This window comes from Spirochaetales bacterium, assembly GCA_016930085.1.
Classification (GTDB): domain Bacteria; phylum Spirochaetota; class Spirochaetia; order SZUA-6; family JAFGRV01; genus JAFGHO01.
On sequence record JAFGHO010000008.1, the window covers coordinates 1 to 18781 of the forward strand.

The following is an 18781-nucleotide window of genomic DNA, read 5'->3' on the forward strand; positions in this document are numbered from 1 at the left end:
CGTTCATAGAACGACACGTTCATAGAACGACACGTTCATAGAACGACACGTTCATAGAACGACACGTTCATAGAACGACACGTTCGCAGAACGACACGTTCGCAGAACGACCTTTGCGGGCGGATATTTTCCCGAAAAGAGTAACGAAGCGTATGCAGACATTTATCCAGAAGTATCTGAAAATACTCGCGATCGAACTCGATGATCTTGAATCCGATATCAAGTTTCTCATTGAAAAATACAAGCAGAAGAAAGACTCGGAGACGATATCCAATTATGTTTTTCTGGAAAACCTCGTGGTCCTCAACAGTGAATTATGCGGAATATCCAGTTTCAAAAAGTTGATGAATGAATTCGATCCCGCTTCATATGCGACAATTGAAGACTTTTTGGACGGCATCAAGGCACGATTTAAACGGAAAATCATCGAATGCGGACTTCCCGAAGGGATCTACATGATTATCGAAAGAAAACTTATCAAGGTATATACCTATGTCGGGCAGATAGATTGATATTATTGGCGGGAAGTCTTGATATTTTTAAGGCAATTGATTATTTTTTTAGAAAAAGAAAGCGCGGTTTTTATCAGTATCCCGTTTTAACAAAGCCGACAGCAAGGAACAGCGATGAGACATCCGGAAACGATTAAATGGGAGCAAAAATTAAAAAGCATATTCGACGAGATCGATGACTACCTGGAAACCTCATATGGCGCCGATTATCCGCTTCACCCCGCCCGTCCGTCCCGCGGTTCAACGGCAAACAAGGAACATGACGGACTTTTCAATATCGGGGCCTCATTTTCGAGCGGCCTGGGCTCCGAATACGGACCCGGCTATATTCTGGAAATACGAATGGTCACCCTTTCTCATGTTCCCTCCGAGGTGCGCGAACGCATCGAACAGGAGGTCGTCGAGTTATTGAGACGCAAGCTGCCGGAGAAGTTTGAAGGAAAATCGCTTCGTGTCGTCCGCGACAGGAATGTGTATAAAATATACGGGGACCTGAGTCTCGGAAACGTGTAACGGCATCGAGCGGGATATCCGTCTAACGGCTGCGGGTCTCATGTTCCCGTGTGTTTCGGCGGCAAGAGGGCGGTGTTCGGAGAACGTTTGCTCGAAGGCGGATTCTTTCATCCGTTTCCGGCTGCCGGGGACGGAATATATCCGTTGTACTTGATTATTTTATCATGCTTGGCTACAATATGGTAATCTTTATAAGGGAGAGGAGTGAGGAAGAGGGGATATGGAAGTTCAATTACAGGAACTTATTGACAGGATAAAAAAAGAAGGCATCGAAAAAGCGGAAAAAACGGCAGACGAAATAAGAAAAAAAGCGGAGGAAGAGGCGAAAACGTTGATCGCCGGCGCCCGGGAACAGGCAGAGAAGATAAAGATCGAGGCAAAAGAGGCGGCCCGCAGATTTGAACTCACCGGAAAACAAGCGGTAAGTCAGGCGGGACGCGATCTGCTTTTGAAACTGGCTTCCGATATCGAACGCGTACTCAACGCCGTTATTCTCGAGGAAACAAGGGAAGCGCTTGATATAAATATCCTTAAAGAGATCATAAAAGGACTCCTCGACGCATGGGCCGTAAAAGGCGGGACGGATATAACGATACTGCTTTCCGGGAAGGACCAAAAGGCGATGTCCGATTTCTTTACTGAAAAATTGTCCCGGAAGTTGAAAACGGGGATGGATTTTTCATCGGGGCAGGATATTGAAAAGGGATTCAGAATCATCGAAAAAGACGGATCTTCTTTCTATGATTTCACCGATAAGGGAATTGCCGCAGAACTTTCCAGGTACCTGAGTGCCCAATTGAAAGAATGTATCAATGACGCACTGAAAGACGGGAGCGGGACTTGAGCCGGTATTACTACACGATCGCCTCGCTTCCCATGCTTGCTTTTGAATCGGATCCCCCTTTCGGCATCGAGGACTTTCAAAAGCTGTGCGAGGCGGAATTAAAAGCGGACGATCTCGAACGAATCAGGGACATCTCTTTAATCCCGCCGGTCGATAAAACGGAGACCGGCATCGCAGCACTCGACGGGTATTACAGCTGGGACAGAAATCTCAGGAACGAACTCGCGGCCCTCCGCGCCCGGAAAAAGGGGCCCGGTTCGGAGAACCCGGACAGTATGCGGGAAACCGAACCGCGCATCAGGCATATCGCGCAGCAGGCGCATGAACACGAATCCCCGCTTGCGGGCGAAGCGATACTAAACGGCGCCCGGTGGGATATGCTTGACGACCTGGAATCGGGACATTATTTCGATCTCGATTGCCTTGCCGTCTACACACTCAGACTTCTTCTCCTTAAGAGAAAAAGCCTGTTTCGAAAAGAAGATGGTGAAAAACGGTTCACCATGATCATGGAACATTTTAAACAATCAATGGCAGATCTGGAGCATTTTGATGAATAGAGCAAAAGGAAAAATCGTCGGGGTAAGCGGCAACATGCTCGTTGTCGAATACGAAGGCCGGGTTCAGATGAACGAAGTCGGGTATGTCAATACTGAAGGTAAAAAACTCAAATCCGAAGTGATCAGAATTCGCGGCAACAGGGCTGAATTGCAGGTATTCGAACGAAGCCGCGGGATCATCGTCGGTGACGATGTCGAGTTCACCGCGGAGCTTCTGGCCGTCCAGCTCGGACCGGGGCTTATCGGTCAGATTTTCGACGGGCTTCAAAATCCCCTGCCGCAGGTTGCCGAGAAATGCGGATTTTTTCTCGAACGTGGGGTGTATCTGAGCGCGCTTCCCGATTCCCTTGCGTGGGAATTCACGCCGGTCGCCGAAACGGGAAGCACGGTCGAACGGGGCGATACCCTCGGTACGGTTCCGGAAGGAATTTTTACCCATAAAATTATGGTTCCCTTTAATCTCTACGGGACATTTACGGTCAAACGAATCGTTCCTTCCGGCAAATACGGGATCCGCCAGACAATCGCTGAACTTGCGGACGAAAACGGAAAGGTTTTCCCGGTGACCATGGTTTTCGAATGGCCGGTAAAACGGCCGATCGACGTATATGCCGAACGATTGAAACCGGCCGAACACCTTTCGACAAAGGTAAGAATCATCGATACCCTTTTCCCGGTTGCACGGGGGGGGACATACTGTATTCCGGGGCCCTTCGGCGCGGGAAAAACGGTCCTGCAGCAGATTACAAGCAGGTATGCGGAGGTCGATATCGTTATTATCGCCGCCTGCGGAGAACGTGCCGGCGAGGTCGTCGAGACCCTGCGCGAGTTTCCCGAGCTTATCGATCCGAGAACCGGAAAAACCCTCATGGAACGGACCGTCATCGTCTGTAACACGAGTTCGATGCCGGTCGCGGCACGGGACGCGTCGGTGTACACCGCCGTGACCATGGCTGAATATTACCGGCAGATGGAATTGAATGTCCTTCTCCTCGCTGACTCGACGTCCCGATGGGCACAGGCCATGCGTGAAATGTCGGGGCGGCTGGAAGAGATACCGGGAGAAGAGGCATTCCCCGCCTACCTCGAATCCGTTATCGCGGGTTTCTATGAACGGGCAGGCATCGTCCGCTTTAAAAACGGCGGGGTCGGTTCGGTAACGATCGGGGGAACGGTCAGTCCGGCAGGCGGCAACTTCGAAGAGCCGGTCACACAGGCGACCCTGAAGGTGGTCGGGGCTTTTCACGGGCTTTCACGGGAACGTTCGGATGCCCGGCGGTACCCGGCGATCCATCCGCTTGAAAGCTGGAGTAAATACCCGGGCGCCGTCGCGGCCTCGAAAACCGAATATGTCCGTTCCATTCTTTTCCATGGGAATGAAATCAACCAGATGATGAAGGTCGTGGGTGAAGAAGGAACGAGTCTGGATGACTATGTCACCTATATGAAAAGCGAGTTTTTCGATTATGTGTATCTCCAGCAAAACGCCTTCGATCCCGTGGACGCAGCGACAAGTACGGTGCGGCAGCGTTATGTCTTCGATCTGTTGTTCCGGATACTCGTTGCGCATTACACGGTAGGCGACAAAGCGGAAGCCAGACGGTTTTTCAACCAGCTCAGGCAGAAGTTCCTCGACTGGAACGGTTCGGAGTGGGATTCCGATCTCTTTGCCGAGCAAGAAAAGGAATTGCGCAGTATGACGGAAGCGAAACAGCGGGAATCGTCTGAAGAAATGGATGCGTTGTGCAAAGGGATCACGAAGGATGAAAAAGGTGAAGGGAAATGAGAAAGATATACAACAAGATCGAACAGATAGCGGGAAATGTCATTACCGTCAGGGCTCAGGGGGTGAGTTACGGAGAACTCGCCGAGGTATCGTCCGCGTACGGCAGATCACTCGCCGAAGTCATCAAACTGGACGATGAAATGGTTTCACTCCAGGTCTACTCCGGCTCGCGCGGGATCGCGACGAACGACGAGGTACGGTTTCTGGGCAGGCCGATGATGGTGTCGTTTTCAGACAATCTTTTGGGACGTATTTTCACCGGGGGCGGAGAACCCCGCGATAACGGTCCCGAACTGACGGAAAACCTCATCGAAATCGGGGGACCCTCCGTTAATCCGGCGAAACGGATCATTCCACGCAACATGATTCGAACCGGCATTCCCATGATCGATGTGTTCAATTCACTCGTCGAATCGCAGAAGCTGCCCGTCTTTTCGGTATCGGGGGAGCCGTATAACGAACTCCTCGCGCGAATCGCTCTCCAGGCTGAAGTCGACCTCATCATTCTTGGAGGAATCGGTCTGAAATATGACGATTATCTTTATTTCAAGGATGCGCTCGAAGAAGGAGGCGCGCTTTCACGGACCATCTTTTTTGTCCATACCGCCGCCGATCCCATCGTCGAAGCGCTTCTGGTTCCCGATATCTCGCTTGCCGTCGCCGAGGGGTTCGCCCTCAAGGGAAAGCGTGTGCTTGTTCTTCTGACCGATATGACCAATTTTGCCGACGCACTCAAGGAGATCGCGATTACCATGGAGCAGGTGCCATCGAACAGGGGTTATCCGGGCGACCTTTACAGCCAGCTCGCGTCCCGATACGAGAAGGCGGTCGATTTTGAAGGCGCGGGTTCGATCACGATCCTCGCGGTCACCACGATGCCGGGAGATGATGTCACCCACCCGGTCCCCGATAATACCGGCTACATCACCGAAGGCCAGTTCTACCTCAAAAACGGAAGGATCGAACCGTTCGGCTCGTTGTCGAGGCTGAAACAACTGGTGAACAAAGCCACGCGAGAGGATCACCGTCCCCTTATGGACGGAATGATCAAACTGTATGCCCTCTACAAGGAGACGCTGGAGAAAAAGGCGATGGGGTTCCGGATGTCCGAATGGGACACAAAGCTGCTTTCATACGGCCGGCTTTTCGAGGAAAAGCTTATGGATCTCAAGGTCAATATTTCACTCGAAAAAGCCCTCGACCGAGGATGGGAAATACTTGCCGAGTGTTTTACTCCGGAAGAAACGGGGCTGCGGACGGAACTGACCGCCGCTTTCTGGCCCGGCGACGGGGCATCGGAGAGGGGCGATGGCGAGGATTAAGTTTACCAAAAACGAACTCAAAAAACAGAAGGAAGCGCTTCAGCGGTTTTCGCGTTATCTGCCGACACTGCTGCTTAAAAAGCAGCAGTTGCAGACGGAAATACGAAAACTGCGGGCTAAACACGATGAACTGCTCGGGGAATATGAGAACATCGTCGCCGCCGTGATGAAGTGGGTTCCCGTGTTCGGTGAAGATATCGATGTGCAATCGCTTATTGACGTTACGGATATAACGATTGAAGACGGGAATATCGCCGGGATAGATATTCCCGTCTTCAAGGGATTGACGATCGGGGACGTTCCATACGATTTTTATACGACGCCGCTTTGGGTGGACAGGGCACTGGTTCAGATAAGAAAACTCGTCACCCTTCGGACGGAAATCGATGTTCTCGAAAAGGATCTCCTTCTCCTGGCCGATGAGCTTCGAATTACAAGCCAGCGCGTGAACCTTTTCGAAAAAGTGAAGATCCCGGAGGCAAAAGACAATATACGGGTGATAAAAATATACCTCGGCGACCAGCAGGTTGCCGCGGTCGTGCGGGGCAAGATCGCGAAAAACAAGATAAGGAGGAATACCGAATAGATGATCGTCCGGATGAAAAAAGCGACAATTATCGTTCCTGAAGAAAAACGCAGCGAGACATTACTCAAACTCAGGGCACTCGGTATTATCCACATCGGCCCGTTATCCGACGGAAACGGTTCCCGCACTGAAGATCGCCGTGAGAAACTCATCGAACAACGGGTATCGCTCGAGAAAGCCGTAAGAACGCTTCCTCTTATCAAGAAAAAGGAGAACTCATCCGTTTCACATGATTATCGGGATGCGTTACGTATTGCGGAAAAGATAGGTTCACTCGACGAACGGCTCATCCGTTTACGGGAAGAGCGGGAAAGGTTTAAAAGCGACTATGATCTTTTCGCCCCATGGGGGAATTTCAATCCGGGGGATATCATCGGTCTAAGGGAAAAAGGAGTCGATATCAGGCTGTATGAGATGACCCATGAGGGTTATGGAAGGCTGGCAGCCGGTATCAGACACTGTGTCGTTCGGAAAAGCAAAGAGAAGGTGTATTTCATTACCTCGGACAGCCGCGAAGGGGAAACAATCCCGCAGGACGATATACGTCTTCCCGAATACGGGCCGCAGGGAATTGAATCCCGGATAACGGAGGTCACGGGGGAAATAGAGAATATCGAACGTGAACTGCGTACGCTCGCACGGCAAAGGGCGTACATCGAATATGCGATCGAAAAAATCTCGCATGAAATAGAGTTCGAAACGATACGGCTTGGTATGGGAGAGGCCGGGGAACTCTGCTATCTCACCGGTTTTAGTCCGCTAAACACGATCGATTTACTCAAAAAGAAGGCGTCTGTGGAAGGGTGGGGGCTTTTAATCGATGAACCTGCCGCGGACGATGAAGTCCCGACACTGATCGAAACGCCGAAATGGGTAAAAATCATCGATCCCGTGTTCAAGCTGCTCGGTACGGTTCCGGGATATCGTGAATACGACATCAGTGTGTGGTTTCTGCTGTTTTTCAGTATTTTCTTTGCAATGATTATCGGTGACGCCGGCTACGGATGCATCATTCTTCTGACAATGCTGATCGCACGGCTGGCCGTAAAAAAGATGCCGAAGCATATCACGATACTCATTGTGCTGTTGAGTTGTACGACAATTGTCTGGGGGGCGATTACCGGTACCTGGTTCGGTTCCGAGGCGATCGCGGAAAGCGTGCCTTTTTCATGGTTCATCGTTCCGTTGATAGCCAGTTTTCCGGGCTCCGATAATCCGTACAATACGCAGGACATCCTCATGTTCATCTGTTTCACGCTCGCCGCGATACAGCTGACGATAGCGCACCTCATCTCCTTTCTGAAAAAAGTTCCTGCCTTACAATCGTACGCGGACCTCGGAAAGATATCGATGCTTTGGGGACTCTATTTTCTCATACTGTCGATTGTACTGAAACACGATCTCCCTTCCTTCGCCGTCATCAGTATCGCCTCCGGATTTATCGTCAATTTTATATGTGTCGAACAGAAAGGTAATTTTCTGAAAGGGCTGCTTTCAAGTCTCAAGAATATCATTCCGATCACCCTCAACTCGATCGGATCTTTTTCCGACATTATTTCGTACGTGAGGCTTTTTGCCGTCGGGCTTGCGGCGGTCAAAGTCGCCGAAGCGTTTAATAATATCGCCGGAGGTATCGGTTTGACATCCATCTGGGCGGTGATCGGCACCCTCCTGATCATTGTGGTCGGGCATGGGTTCAATATCGTCATGTCCGGTATGTCGGTTATCGTTCACGGAATACGGCTCAATATGCTCGAGTTTTCCGGTCACCTCGGCATGGAATGGTCCGGAAGGGAATACAAACCATTCAGGGAATTTGATGAGATAATAGAGGAAAATGAAAAAGGAGGATGAATGATTATGAATATAGGCGATCTTGCTTTCTCGGCGGCACTCTCATTTGCCGCGATCGGTTCGGCATTCGGTATCGGTGCTGCGGGAATGGCAGCAGTCGGTTCGTGGAAAAAATGTTATGCGCAAAACAAGAATGCACCGTTTTTACTGCTGGCGTTTATCGGGGCGCCGCTTACCCAGACACTCTACGGGTTTATCCTGATGAATCAATTGATCTCGTCGAACGCCGAACCGCTTGCCAAACTCGGTATCGGGGTATTCGGCGGTATCGCGATAGGTTTTTCCGCTTTTTTTCAGGGAAAGATCGGGGCGAGCGGTTCCGATGCGCTTGCCGAAACGGGGAAGGGATTTGGTAATTATATTATGGCGGTCGGATTGGCGGAAACGGTCGCCCTCTTTGTCATGATCTTTATGCTTATAACGTTGGGATAATCAAGGGATGACGGCACCCTGCGGGATGTATCGTTCAGCCGGAGAGAGACATTCGTTAATTGAATAATGTCATGCGTCCTGTAAGCGTTTTAAAAGCCGTAAAGGCACACGGACCTTCAAGGAATCGATAAAAATAAAAGGCGTATACCACTCAGCATGTTGACATTGGTGTGTATTTGGCTACACTGAACAAAGGAAAAGAGAGCATGCTCACGAAAAAAGAGGAAATCGTCTTCGGGAAAGAAAGTAAAATATCGATTCTTGGCCTTTTGAAAAATTATTATGACGATGAAATATTCTCCGCACTCATCAGGGAATATTATAATACCGATATCGATATCAGTATCGCCGCGATCGCCTCATCCGGAGTGATCGGTAATGAAGTCGTCATCCCGCACCTTTACGAGATCATCGAAAAAGGCAAACCGGCCCAGCGTATTGCCGCAATAAAGACCCTTGCCGGGATCAAAGCCCCCTCATCAATTCAACGTCTTATCGAGTACTACGGCTTTTTTCACGATGAAGCGATACGGAATGAGATTATGAAGTCGTTGAACACGATTGGTCCGACGCATAAGAATGTAGGGGAGTTGAACAGGACTATCTTTCTGAGTCCGGATTCGAACGAGTCGCTGAAGGTGACGGTAACAAAGGCCCTCGTCGAATCCGAAGAGTTCGAACTGTTAAAAAGACAACTTCCCGTTGTTCCGCAAAAAGTCATAAAGGCCGCTTTTTTTGCCCTTCTTTCCTCCGAGAGTGAAGAGGCTTCGATATGCATACGATTTTTCAAAGATAAAACGGAACTTTTTTCATCATCGACACTCGGTTATTTTCTCGCCGCCTACCTCATCAGGTCTAAATATCCGCAACAAAGCTATATAATCGATAAATTGCGTACCGCCGAGCATCGGACGCTTGTCGCCTTTCTCATCGCCATAAAAAAATGCGGTGGGAAAATCAGCCAGCCGATTAATGTATTCCGAACGCTTCTCATTATCCCTTATATCAATGCCTTTACCGAGACGGCGACCGGCACGATACTGGAACGGATTATCGCAGAAGGGGAGGCGCATTCCCAGTCGTCCTCACAGTATCAGCTGAATGAAATGGCGATGATGACAAAAACCCATATCGACAGCATCTTCTCGAAAATAAAACACGGCTATATTTCAATCAAGAATATCGGGGACAAGGAAAATCTTCTCATGGTTCTATTCACGAAACTGCTTGAAGGACTCGGGAATATCAAGATAGTGAATACGGTCAAATTTTATTTCAGGGACCTCGATTTTGAGAAACAGGATCCGGTGAGAATCATAAAAAAAATCAGAACACAGCTTGGCGACAAGGACAAGGATGTACTGAGCAACTTCAAAGCATGTCTTCCTGTTTTCCACATCCGCGATAAAAAAGAACGATTGAAACTCCTCAATTATCTCAAAGACATCAACCTGCATAGACCCTTTCTGCAAAGACGTCTCAACAGACTCATCCGCGTCACCGGACACCTTCTGCTTAAAACAATGGTAAAGAAGCTGTCCGAAATTCTCGAGTTTGCCCGGGATGAAAAGATTTCCTATCTCGAGGAAACGACGGTCGTCACCCTCTGCCAGCTTTTCCATAAAGCGACGGTGGAACAGGCAAGCGCTTTTTTATCGAGTCCGGACCAGGCCATTCCTTCCTTTAACGGATACCTTCGCGGTGCTGGTTTCATGAAACCCGAATATACGATTCATTCACTCTTACGGCTGGCGGCCCAGCCGCTTCTTTCCCGTAAGGCACAGCTTCTCCTTCTTCGCAGTCTCGAAAAACTAGACGTCAAACATATCAAAGGTATCGTCACGCAATTTTTAAAGCTTCTCCTTCTTCCTCATTTGAGTGATGAGTTCAAAATGAGGATCGGAAATCTTGTGGTCTCCTCAAGCGATGCTTCGATTTTTCAGATTCTCCTCAATCTCACCTATCAGAAGGGTGAAGTGATCAGATGTGTCGCCGTCCGGGCGCTCAAGGTCTGCGCCCTGAAGCATGACAATATCCCGATGGATCTTCTCATTAACCGGTTTTACCTGCTTCTCGAAGACGATATCGGGGAAAGCAGGGAGGAGGTGATTCTCGCCCTCCTTGCCATCGGTGACGATTATGCGATACAGATTTTTAAGGATTACATTTCATTCAACGCCGAGGAAGCGGTGGCGCGTATCCTCAATAAGCTTGAAAATCCGATTTCACATGATATATTGCTGCTTTTGTTGTCGCTGCTTCGTTCAAAGGGACATATTATCCACAGAGCGCTCAGGAATGTCCTCTCTCGACTCGTGGCAACCAGTCACGGCGAGGAAATACGAAATGCCCTTCTCGAGTATCTTAACCCGGTCGCGCGGCAGGATTCCTCCCTGGCGGACGATGAGAAAATGAAGGCGATAAAAAGCAAAAAACTGATCAATCATGCAAAAGATGAGTTTAAATTCAAACGGGAGAACGCCCAGGTCCTTACCGTTCTGTTTATCGATATGGTCGGATATACTGAAAAATCATCCGTCGCGGACAACATCTCACTCATGCAGCTTATCCAGTCGTTTGAAGAAATCGTGCTTCCCGTAATCAAGGCATACAAGGGGTGTCTTGTCAAGAAAATGGGAGACGGTATTCTCGCGGTGTTCAAACACCCATTGAACGCTTCTTTTGCCGCACTCACCATTCAGGAAAAAATCAGGACGGGAAACCAGTACAAGGTCGACAGGGAAAAGTTCGAAGTTCGTATCGGACTCAATACGGGTCTTGTTATCCGCAAAGACAACGATGTGTTCGGCGATGTCGTCAATATCGCTTCGAGAATGGAAACATCGGCTAATCCCGGTGACATTCTTCTGACACACGCGACCTATGAAGAGATCAAGGATTATGTCGAATGTACGAGACTGGGGAATCTCCATGTCAAAGGGAAAAAAGAGACGATTACCGCATATGCCGCCGATTCGGTGAGACCCGATCTGAAAAGTATCATTCAGTCGGGAAAAGAAAGAATTTCTTCAGGGAACGGCAAAGAGGGGAAGAACCCCCTCACCATCCTCAAGGAATCCATCTTTTCTCCGGATTTTTCGCTGCCTGAAAGTCTGACCTCTCACAAGGAACTGTTTTCGCTTCTAAGCCGCGTTTTTTTCGATATCGCACGTTTTTCCGAAGAATATACACGGGATTATCATGATGAATATGCCATAAAGCGCTATATTCAAAAGAAATGGGACGATCTCATTGAACGCTTTGATGTCCCGAAGACATAAAAAAAAATCACGAAGCGATATTTATTAAAAAAATTGAAGTATCTGAGGAAATTTTGCTTTACAGATGTAAATTCAGTGTCTTATACTTTTATTTATGGAAATAATATACGGTTTTAGTCTGCTATTATTGTTGCCTTTGTACTTTTCGACTATCGTCATGTGGTCGGATGTTAAAGACAGATCTGAGTACGGAACTCGATCGCTTCATCTCATGATATCTCTGATATTTATGATTCTGGCCGGTCTCTGCCAACTCGGCATTTATCTGTATCATGCGTTTTTAAATAAAGATCTCTTTATCATCGTTTTTTTTGCGCTTAATTTTCTCTATTATTCGGCTTTTTATATGCTTGAATATTCGATTCATTCACAGCGAATCCAGAAAAGTTTTCTGCTTTCGGATTATAAAGGTGCGGTTAAAAAAACCCTCACCCCGTTCAGTTTTTTCATTATCTATGTTGTCGGGGCGACGGCGAAATATCTCCTTATCGATGTGTTTCATATATTGAGACCGATCAATGACCCGACCAATCTTGTCGCGGTTATCCTCTATATTATTTATTTTACCGCTGTGACGATTACGATTATCATGACGAATATGAATATATTCAAACTCCAGGAAGGAATTATACGGCAGAAGGAATATACGTTTAATACACTTCTTGTTATAAATATTGCGTTCTTCATCGTCCTTATCTTCATACCCGCTCTCATTGTCCGTCTCTGGATCTTCTTGTTTATTTTGTTTACCTTTGCCAATATCGTCTATATTATCAGGCTTATCAAGGAATATTTCTACTACAGAACCGATCATCTGCGGCTTTGTCTGGCTTTTAACGAGGAAATACAGGAGAAACGGAATGTGCTGTTCGACAAAGCGATTAAAAGCCGTCCGGAAGAGGATGTGTCCATACTGCGGTCGACGATGGAACAGGATATTCTCAAATCCCAGCGAGCGATCCTTTCGAGTGAATACGGCGTTACGGGGATGATGTTGCTGACGGTCGCCAATAACATTCTCAAAGTCGAAAACAATGAATTGATTATCGGTCACTGCAATCCGATCCACGAAGTAAAGGAATTCAAACACCTCAACGAACAGCAGATCGTCAACAAGATATTACAGCGTTCGTTCGATCTGGACAGAATCGGTGCCGCGGATATAAATTCCCTGCAGGATGTGGGAGAAAAGGCGATTAATACGATCCTCAAGGAAAAAACCTTTGTCATTTATGATTATATACCGACATGTTACCGTGGAATTCAGCGGTTTATCGGACTATATCCTGTGTTTGACAATGAAGTGCTGAAGGGGATCCTCGCCATTTTCAAGGACAACAGCAATTATCTTTTTCCCGAAGAAGAGAAAGTCATATCGAGTCTCGTCGATGATATCAGGGTTATCCTCTCGATTATGGAAGGAAAGTTCATCCAGCAGGAACGGAACCGTCTCCAGGGAGAGATGAACATCGCGAAAGACATACAGTTGTCGATTCTGCCGCGATCGATCGAAATCGAAGGATATGACTGCGCATGTCTCATGGAGACCGCAACGGAAGTAGGGGGGGACGCCTATGATTACGTCAAGAGCAAGTTCGGTCATTATCTTGGCATCGGAGATGTGAGCGGACACGGCCTGCCCGCCGGTATTATGGCGTTGATACAGATGGCCGCCTTTGAATCGAGTGTCTTTTCCGCGGAAGAAATGAATCAGGATATTTCTCCCGACAAGATTTATAATGTCGTAAACAGGGTCCTCTGTAATATCAACAAGGATCGGATCGGGAGCGATAAGTTTATGACACAGAATTACCTGATCGAACGCGACGGAAGTATCATCCACGCAGGAACACATACGATTGCCCTGCGTTATTTTGAAAAAGAAGAAAAGGTTCTTGAACTGAGGGATTTCGCAAAGAAAACGGCTTTCCTGGGGATTACACCTTATATCAAATCGAGGGATTCCCTCGGTGTCCTCACCATGAATTCGGGCGATATTCTTCTTCTTTATACCGACGGGGTGATCGAAGCGAAAAATCATTATCTGAAGATGTTCGGGCTCGAAAAACTGAAAGAGATCTTTCGGGGCATATCCGGGCTGTCAGCAAAGGAAATTGCTGAGAAAATCAGAGAAGAAGTATATAATTTTGCCAAAGACGGCGATGTCAAGCGGCATAACGGCGCATATGCCGATGACGTTTCCATCGTGGTAATGAAGAAATTATAATCTGTTTTTACGCTGTGGAACCACTACAGCAACGTTCGGAAAACGTCCTTTGCAGATGCCGATTTTTACTGTTCGCTTAGCGGGAGAAATTGAAAAGCGCGAATGTGGGTTATTCGTATTCGCTTTGTTTTTCTTCCATTTCCTGCTGGAGATCGAGGTATTTTTTCGTGGTGTCAATGTATTCGAGTGCGAGCAGGAATTTCGGATCGAGTTCGAGTGCCATTTCCCAGTAGGATATGGCCTGGGTAAAATTACCGACGGCATACGCTTCGAGGCCTAAAGCGAAGTATTCATCGACCTGCCGTTCGCGCGCCAGTTTTTCCTTGTAGCCGAGCCGTATTTTTGCTTCGATACTGAACTTGTCCACCGGATTCAGGCTGCCGCTGAGATCGAGATTGTAATTGGTGACGAGACTGTATTCATTCACGTCGATGCTGCACCCAAGACTTGCCCTCGGGTTTTCCTTTAACCTGAAACCGGCCTGTATCGAGAGAAATTTGGCAAAAACGACATTGATTCCCGCAGCGATATCCCAGTGTTCCGCCGGGAAATCGACCGGATCGAAACTGAAGGGAAGGTTGAAATCCACGGCAATGGTCACCGGTCTGATAAAGGAGTATGCCAAACCGGAAGAAAAAACCATGGGAAGGGGTTCATCGACTGTCGGGATACCGAGATTTTTTACCGCCATGCCGATGGAAAAATTCTTTGTTCGTGAACTGTAAAATTTCAACAGATCGAATCTTGTGAGGATACCGAGATCGAGCATAATGGCGGCGATCGATTGATCTTCATAGATTTCCGCCGGGATATTCCTGTAGGCGACCTTGACATTGGCACCGAGTGCTATGCCGTCAAAATAGTAACTGGAGAAAAGGTTATACGAGATATTGAAGGTCCCGATCGATTCGGAAATGAAACCCGAATTTTCACTTTCTCCCCAGCTGTTGTAGGCGGTAAACGGAAGATAGAGGAATTTACCGCCGAAACCAAGACCGAGATCGTGAATTTTAAAGGTATAGATAATACCTTCTATATTCGAGTCCGCGATCCAGCTGTGATGAAGAAGCGACAGTTCTGAAAATGCCAACATCGAGCTTCCTGCGGGATTTGATTCAATGAAGCCCGAATCCGATGAAACCGCAGTGTAGGCCGTCCCCATTCCTTCGAGCTTCCCGCCGATGGGGATAAGGAGGGTGGGGAAGATGGTTAATCCGGTATTCGGATCGGAAAAAAAAGAAAACGTTTCACTCAATTCATTGTAAAAATCTTCATAATCCGCAAAAAGAGAGTATGAAAAGACACTGATTATGATAAAACAGAGTAATATTGTGCGTCTGTTCATAATCCCTCCCTCTATAATATACTTTTTTTTATTTCAATATTCCAGATATCAGGATTTTTTTATTTTAAAATCCTGTATTATAAACGACCATTATATGCTATTATATCCCCGGGCAGTATTTGAAGCAACACCATGTTTATAAAAGAAATCTCCATGGTAATATCCGTTTCTCGTATATAACGATATCATAGTCGGCGGCATTTATTGCCGGTCATCCCGGTTATACGGGTATCGACGGACGCGGATAAGGTAACCCTTCTATATTGATCGGCATGAAAGGATATAAAATCTTTTTTTTTGTCGATAATATGATAAATTATAAGAGGATCTTTTGGAGAGCGGATGATTTGCCCGATGGGACGTTTGTCTCTTAAAGAGAGGCAGATGAAATGAATGAGTCTCGTATCGACAATACCTTTTCCAGTTTCATGAAATACCTGGATATCAGGGGGAATTATCGTTGATAGAAGCGGCCGGATATAAGGCACAACAAGTATTTTTCGCTGCACTCATTCTCATGACACTCGCCTTGAATGCTTTTGCAGGCGGTCAAAAGGAAGACAAGCTTTCCCGTGCAAAAGAACTCTATACGCTGAAATATTACGATAAAGCGCTTTTACTGCTGGCGGAAGTGGTGAGAGAGGATCCCGACCGTCGTGATCAAGCGATTGCACTCTCGAACAAGATTATCAATATACGTGACGAGTACAATGAATTATACGAGGTGTTGATCGATACCCTCTACAACAAACTCGATGTCGATGCCGCACTTGCCATCATCGAAGAGATGAAAGAGAAGGATCCGTACCCCAATGAGAAAACAAAATCAACGGTGCAGATTGCCGAAGACGCGGCCAGTGTCGTTGCCAATAAAAACTATTTCGAAAATATCATGGAAGAAGCACTCACTTATATCAGGGAAAACGATTTTTTCATGGCCGTCGAGGTATACCTGAACGGTTATAACGCGATGCCCCCCGTTGATTTACATCGAAGCGAGTTTGACGCCGAGACGCTCGATGCAATCACAGAAAGCGATGTGACGGCATCGCTCTCGCGCATTCGGGAGACATCGGAAGTCGTTATTGAAGCCGGCAAAAAGGTGAAGGAGACGGTCGAAGGTTATATCGATGGGATCGATACACTGCTTGTTAACGGTGATATCCCTTCTTTTGATGGTCTTATCGATAATTTTATCACGATCGGCGGCCGGGCGGAGGCAATAAAGGAAGCAGCGGAGACGTTGAAATTTCAGGCGGACCGGTTACGCGAACGTGTCACGACGGCAAAAAGTGTTCTCTACCTGAAATATCTGTATCAGATTGCAACTGGGCGTGAAGAAAGCAAAGGCTATGAAGGAATCATCTATGCGGTCGAAGCCATGGTGAAATATAACGCTTCAAGACTTTCCGGGACATATAACATGAAATCCGAATCCTTCCTGACGGAAGGAAAGGCGTCCTTCGATCGGGGTGCTTTCGAAGAAGCGCGTACAAATTACAGGAATGCCGTGATCATGAGCAGACCGGTTCTTCCTGTTGCTTATTTTTCCGACACGGGGCAAAAGCTGCCCGAAGGTTTTTCTCTGACGACCTTCAGTACATGGATTATCGATGAAGCATTGATTTCTTTCATGGATGCCGAAGAAGACGCGAAAAAAACCCTTGCCTATCTCTATATCCTCGATTACCAGGAGCAGCTGAATACCTTTTTTGCGGAGGGCGGGACACCGGATGAAGAAGCGCTTCGCCGTTTCGCCGCTGATATCGAGAAAAATCTTTCCGGAATAGAACGCCTTTCTCGACATTGGGAAGGATATATGAGAGAGCGTCGGGAGAAAACGCCATTGACATTCAATATGACCTCCTCGAACGTCGTCATCTCTTTGTGCGCGAAAACGATCTCTGCATTCATCGGAAAACAGGTACAACAACTCGCTTCATACCTGTCGTCGCAGAAAAGGTATTTTCCGGGCGAAAAGGAACTGCTCAAGACCGGAGAGCCGCACGACGAATACGGAAGGGTTTATTATCCCGACCGCCGACTCATCGCGTTCAACCGGATACTTGAATCGTTATCGTTTCTCGATGAAAGTATTGAAACGCTTACGGCCCGCTGGTCACAGGAAGATGTCCTTGCCGATCAGGCAGACCTGCAGAAGGCGTTAAGCGATGCGGTTCTCCTGAAGAACGAAGCGGCGCTTTTCAGGGAAGAAGTGGAAGGAGAAGCCAAAACCGCGGAGGCGAATATCCTCGAAGCGAAAAAATTCAGGGATATCGGAAACAGGCGTTACGATGAAACACAGCGGGCTTACAGAAGGGATGAATTTGGAATAGTGGAGGAAAAAATAAGGGAAGCGACGGACGCCTATGACAACTCCCTCCAATATCAGGAAGACGCGACCGTCCGCAGCAGACGCCTTGAACTTGTCAGGTTACAGCAGGATATAATCAAGGATCTTGATAGAATCGTCAGAAGAGAAGTCGAACGGCTGATAGAAAAGGGAATCGATCTTTACGCGAAAGCGCTTTACGAAGACTCCCTCTCGACATTCCTCACCGCCGAGGACAGATGGAATGATACGCATACGGAAGAAAATCCTGAAATCAAGGTATGGCTCGGTTATGTACGGGAGGCATTGACAATCGAATCCGAACGGAGTATTTCAGTAAAACATCCCCTCTACAAGGAAATGATGCAGTTGTATAATCTTGCAAAGCAGGATTATAATGACGGCGTGAAATTGAAACGGGAAGGGAATATCGAGGAAGGAATCGCGTCGATACGGCGGGCGGAAGAAAAATTGCTGAAAATCAAACAGCAGTTTCCGTATAATAACGACGCAAATATTCTCAAACTCATGTGCACGAAAGAAAGGGACAACTCGGAATATCAGGAGACCGTCCGCCAGATCCAGACGGACGCACAGGCAAAATTAAACGAAATAAAGAGGGAAAAAGCGACGACACCGGGAAAGGTCGAGATTACCAAAGATCAGCGGGATGCGTACAATAACCTGAAGGACCTCATCGCTGTTGAAACGAAAAACACGGCACTGAAACGTCTTATCACCGATTTTGAAAACGAACTGTTTCCGGGCAAGGCACCGGTATCCGAGGAACGGAAAAGGCTTTCTCAAGAAAAAACGGAGCAGGCAAAACCCTATGTCGAACGAAAGGAAAAGGATTATTATCCCCTTGCAAAGGAACTTCTCGCGGAAGCGATCGAACTTGATCCGACAAACAACAGGGCCAAGCAGTTGTACAATCAGGTAACGATCGAAGAAGGCCCCGACAAGGTATGGGTTTTGCCGCCTGCCGATAAAAGGCGGTATGAAGAGGCATTGCAGCTTGTGATTGACGGTGATTATCTCAGGGCAAGCACGATCGTGGATCAATTGCTTCAGAAATACAGCGGCTATGAAGATCTGGTTAAACTTAAAAACAGAATAGCGGTAAATTTGTGATCGGCAATCGCATTTATGATCACTCACATGGATGTAAACATCGTCATAGAGAG

At 47.5% G+C, this 18781-nt stretch carries 13 protein-coding genes; 12 read left to right on the forward strand and 1 reads right to left on the reverse strand.

The annotated features are described in order from the left end of the window. Positions 1-152: 152 nt before the first annotated feature. The 11 genes from JW881_00600 (at position 153) to JW881_00650 (ending at position 13917) form a co-directional block, all read left to right on the forward strand. Positions 153-512 (forward strand): hypothetical protein, encoded by a 360-nt coding sequence (locus JW881_00600; GenBank protein ID MBN1695984.1) that lies wholly within the window; start codon positions 153-155, stop codon positions 510-512. 114 nt (positions 513-626) lie between these two features. Then, positions 627-1025 (forward strand): hypothetical protein, encoded by a 399-nt coding sequence (locus JW881_00605; protein MBN1695985.1) that lies wholly within the window; start codon positions 627-629, stop codon positions 1023-1025. 220 nt (positions 1026-1245) lie between these two features. Then, a complete protein-coding gene (locus JW881_00610) occupies positions 1246-1869 on the forward strand; it encodes a hypothetical protein (GenBank protein MBN1695986.1) in 624 nt (207 codons plus the stop codon). Continuing rightward, complete coding sequence (locus tag JW881_00615) at positions 1866-2429, forward strand: DUF2764 family protein (protein ID MBN1695987.1); 564 nt, start codon at positions 1866-1868, stop codon at positions 2427-2429. The genes JW881_00610 and JW881_00615 overlap by 4 nt, the downstream gene beginning before the upstream one ends. After that, positions 2422-4215 carry a V-type ATP synthase subunit A gene (locus JW881_00620; protein MBN1695988.1) on the forward strand — a complete coding sequence of 598 codons (1794 nt, stop codon included), beginning with the start codon at positions 2422-2424 and terminating at the stop codon, positions 4213-4215. Before JW881_00615 ends, JW881_00620 begins: the two co-directional genes overlap by 8 nt. Further along, positions 4212-5537 carry a V-type ATP synthase subunit B gene (locus JW881_00625; GenBank protein ID MBN1695989.1) on the forward strand — a complete coding sequence of 442 codons (1326 nt, stop codon included), beginning with the start codon at positions 4212-4214 and terminating at the stop codon, positions 5535-5537. The genes JW881_00620 and JW881_00625 overlap by 4 nt, the downstream gene beginning before the upstream one ends. After that, positions 5524-6123 carry a V-type ATP synthase subunit D gene (locus tag JW881_00630; protein ID MBN1695990.1) on the forward strand — a complete coding sequence of 200 codons (600 nt, stop codon included), beginning with the start codon at positions 5524-5526 and terminating at the stop codon, positions 6121-6123. Before JW881_00625 ends, JW881_00630 begins: the two co-directional genes overlap by 14 nt. Next, positions 6124-7977: a V-type ATP synthase subunit I gene (locus JW881_00635; protein ID MBN1695991.1), complete on the forward strand. Its 1854-nt coding sequence runs from the start codon at positions 6124-6126 to the stop codon at positions 7975-7977. A gap of 6 nt (positions 7978-7983) precedes the next feature. Then, positions 7984-8409, forward strand: a complete 426-nt coding sequence (locus tag JW881_00640; protein MBN1695992.1) for a V-type ATP synthase subunit K — start codon at positions 7984-7986, stop codon at positions 8407-8409. Positions 8410-8615: 206 nt separating this feature from the next. Continuing rightward, on the forward strand, positions 8616-11690 hold the full coding sequence (locus tag JW881_00645) for a hypothetical protein (protein ID MBN1695993.1): 3075 nt from the start codon (positions 8616-8618) through the stop codon (positions 11688-11690). 211 nt (positions 11691-11901) lie between these two features. Continuing rightward, a complete protein-coding gene (locus JW881_00650) occupies positions 11902-13917 on the forward strand; it encodes a SpoIIE family protein phosphatase (protein MBN1695994.1) in 2016 nt (671 codons plus the stop codon). 109 nt (positions 13918-14026) lie between these two features. Here JW881_00650 and JW881_00655 read toward each other — a convergent pair whose 3' ends face one another. Next, positions 14027-15262, reverse strand: coding sequence for a UPF0164 family protein (locus JW881_00655; protein MBN1695995.1), 1236 nt, complete (start codon positions 15260-15262; stop codon positions 14027-14029). Positions 15263-15722: 460 nt separating this feature from the next. Here JW881_00655 and JW881_00660 point away from each other — a divergent pair, with 460 nt between their 5' ends. Next, positions 15723-18728: a hypothetical protein gene (locus JW881_00660; GenBank protein MBN1695996.1), complete on the forward strand. Its 3006-nt coding sequence runs from the start codon at positions 15723-15725 to the stop codon at positions 18726-18728. Positions 18729-18781 lie beyond the last annotated feature (53 nt).

What these genes read in the sequence shown, in the direction of transcription:
- JW881_00640 (MBN1695992.1), top strand. Translation starts at nt 7,984, where the DNA reads ATGAATATAGGCGATCTTGCTTTCTCGGCGGCACTCTCATTTGCCGCG.
- JW881_00630 (MBN1695990.1), top strand. Translation starts at nt 5,524, where the DNA reads ATGGCGAGGATTAAGTTTACCAAAAACGAACTCAAAAAACAGAAGGAA.
- JW881_00605 (MBN1695985.1), top strand. Translation starts at nt 627, where the DNA reads ATGAGACATCCGGAAACGATTAAATGGGAGCAAAAATTAAAAAGCATA.
- JW881_00600 (MBN1695984.1), top strand. Translation starts at nt 153, where the DNA reads ATGCAGACATTTATCCAGAAGTATCTGAAAATACTCGCGATCGAACTC.
- JW881_00610 (MBN1695986.1), top strand. Translation starts at nt 1,246, where the DNA reads ATGGAAGTTCAATTACAGGAACTTATTGACAGGATAAAAAAAGAAGGC.
- JW881_00625 (MBN1695989.1), top strand. Translation starts at nt 4,212, where the DNA reads ATGAGAAAGATATACAACAAGATCGAACAGATAGCGGGAAATGTCATT.
- JW881_00650 (MBN1695994.1), top strand. Translation starts at nt 11,902, where the DNA reads ATGATATCTCTGATATTTATGATTCTGGCCGGTCTCTGCCAACTCGGC.
- JW881_00635 (MBN1695991.1), top strand. Translation starts at nt 6,124, where the DNA reads ATGATCGTCCGGATGAAAAAAGCGACAATTATCGTTCCTGAAGAAAAA.
- JW881_00620 (MBN1695988.1), top strand. Translation starts at nt 2,422, where the DNA reads ATGAATAGAGCAAAAGGAAAAATCGTCGGGGTAAGCGGCAACATGCTC.
- JW881_00655 (MBN1695995.1), bottom strand. Translation starts at nt 15,262, where the DNA reads ATGAACAGACGCACAATATTACTCTGTTTTATCATAATCAGTGTCTTT.
- JW881_00645 (MBN1695993.1), top strand. Translation starts at nt 8,616, where the DNA reads ATGCTCACGAAAAAAGAGGAAATCGTCTTCGGGAAAGAAAGTAAAATA.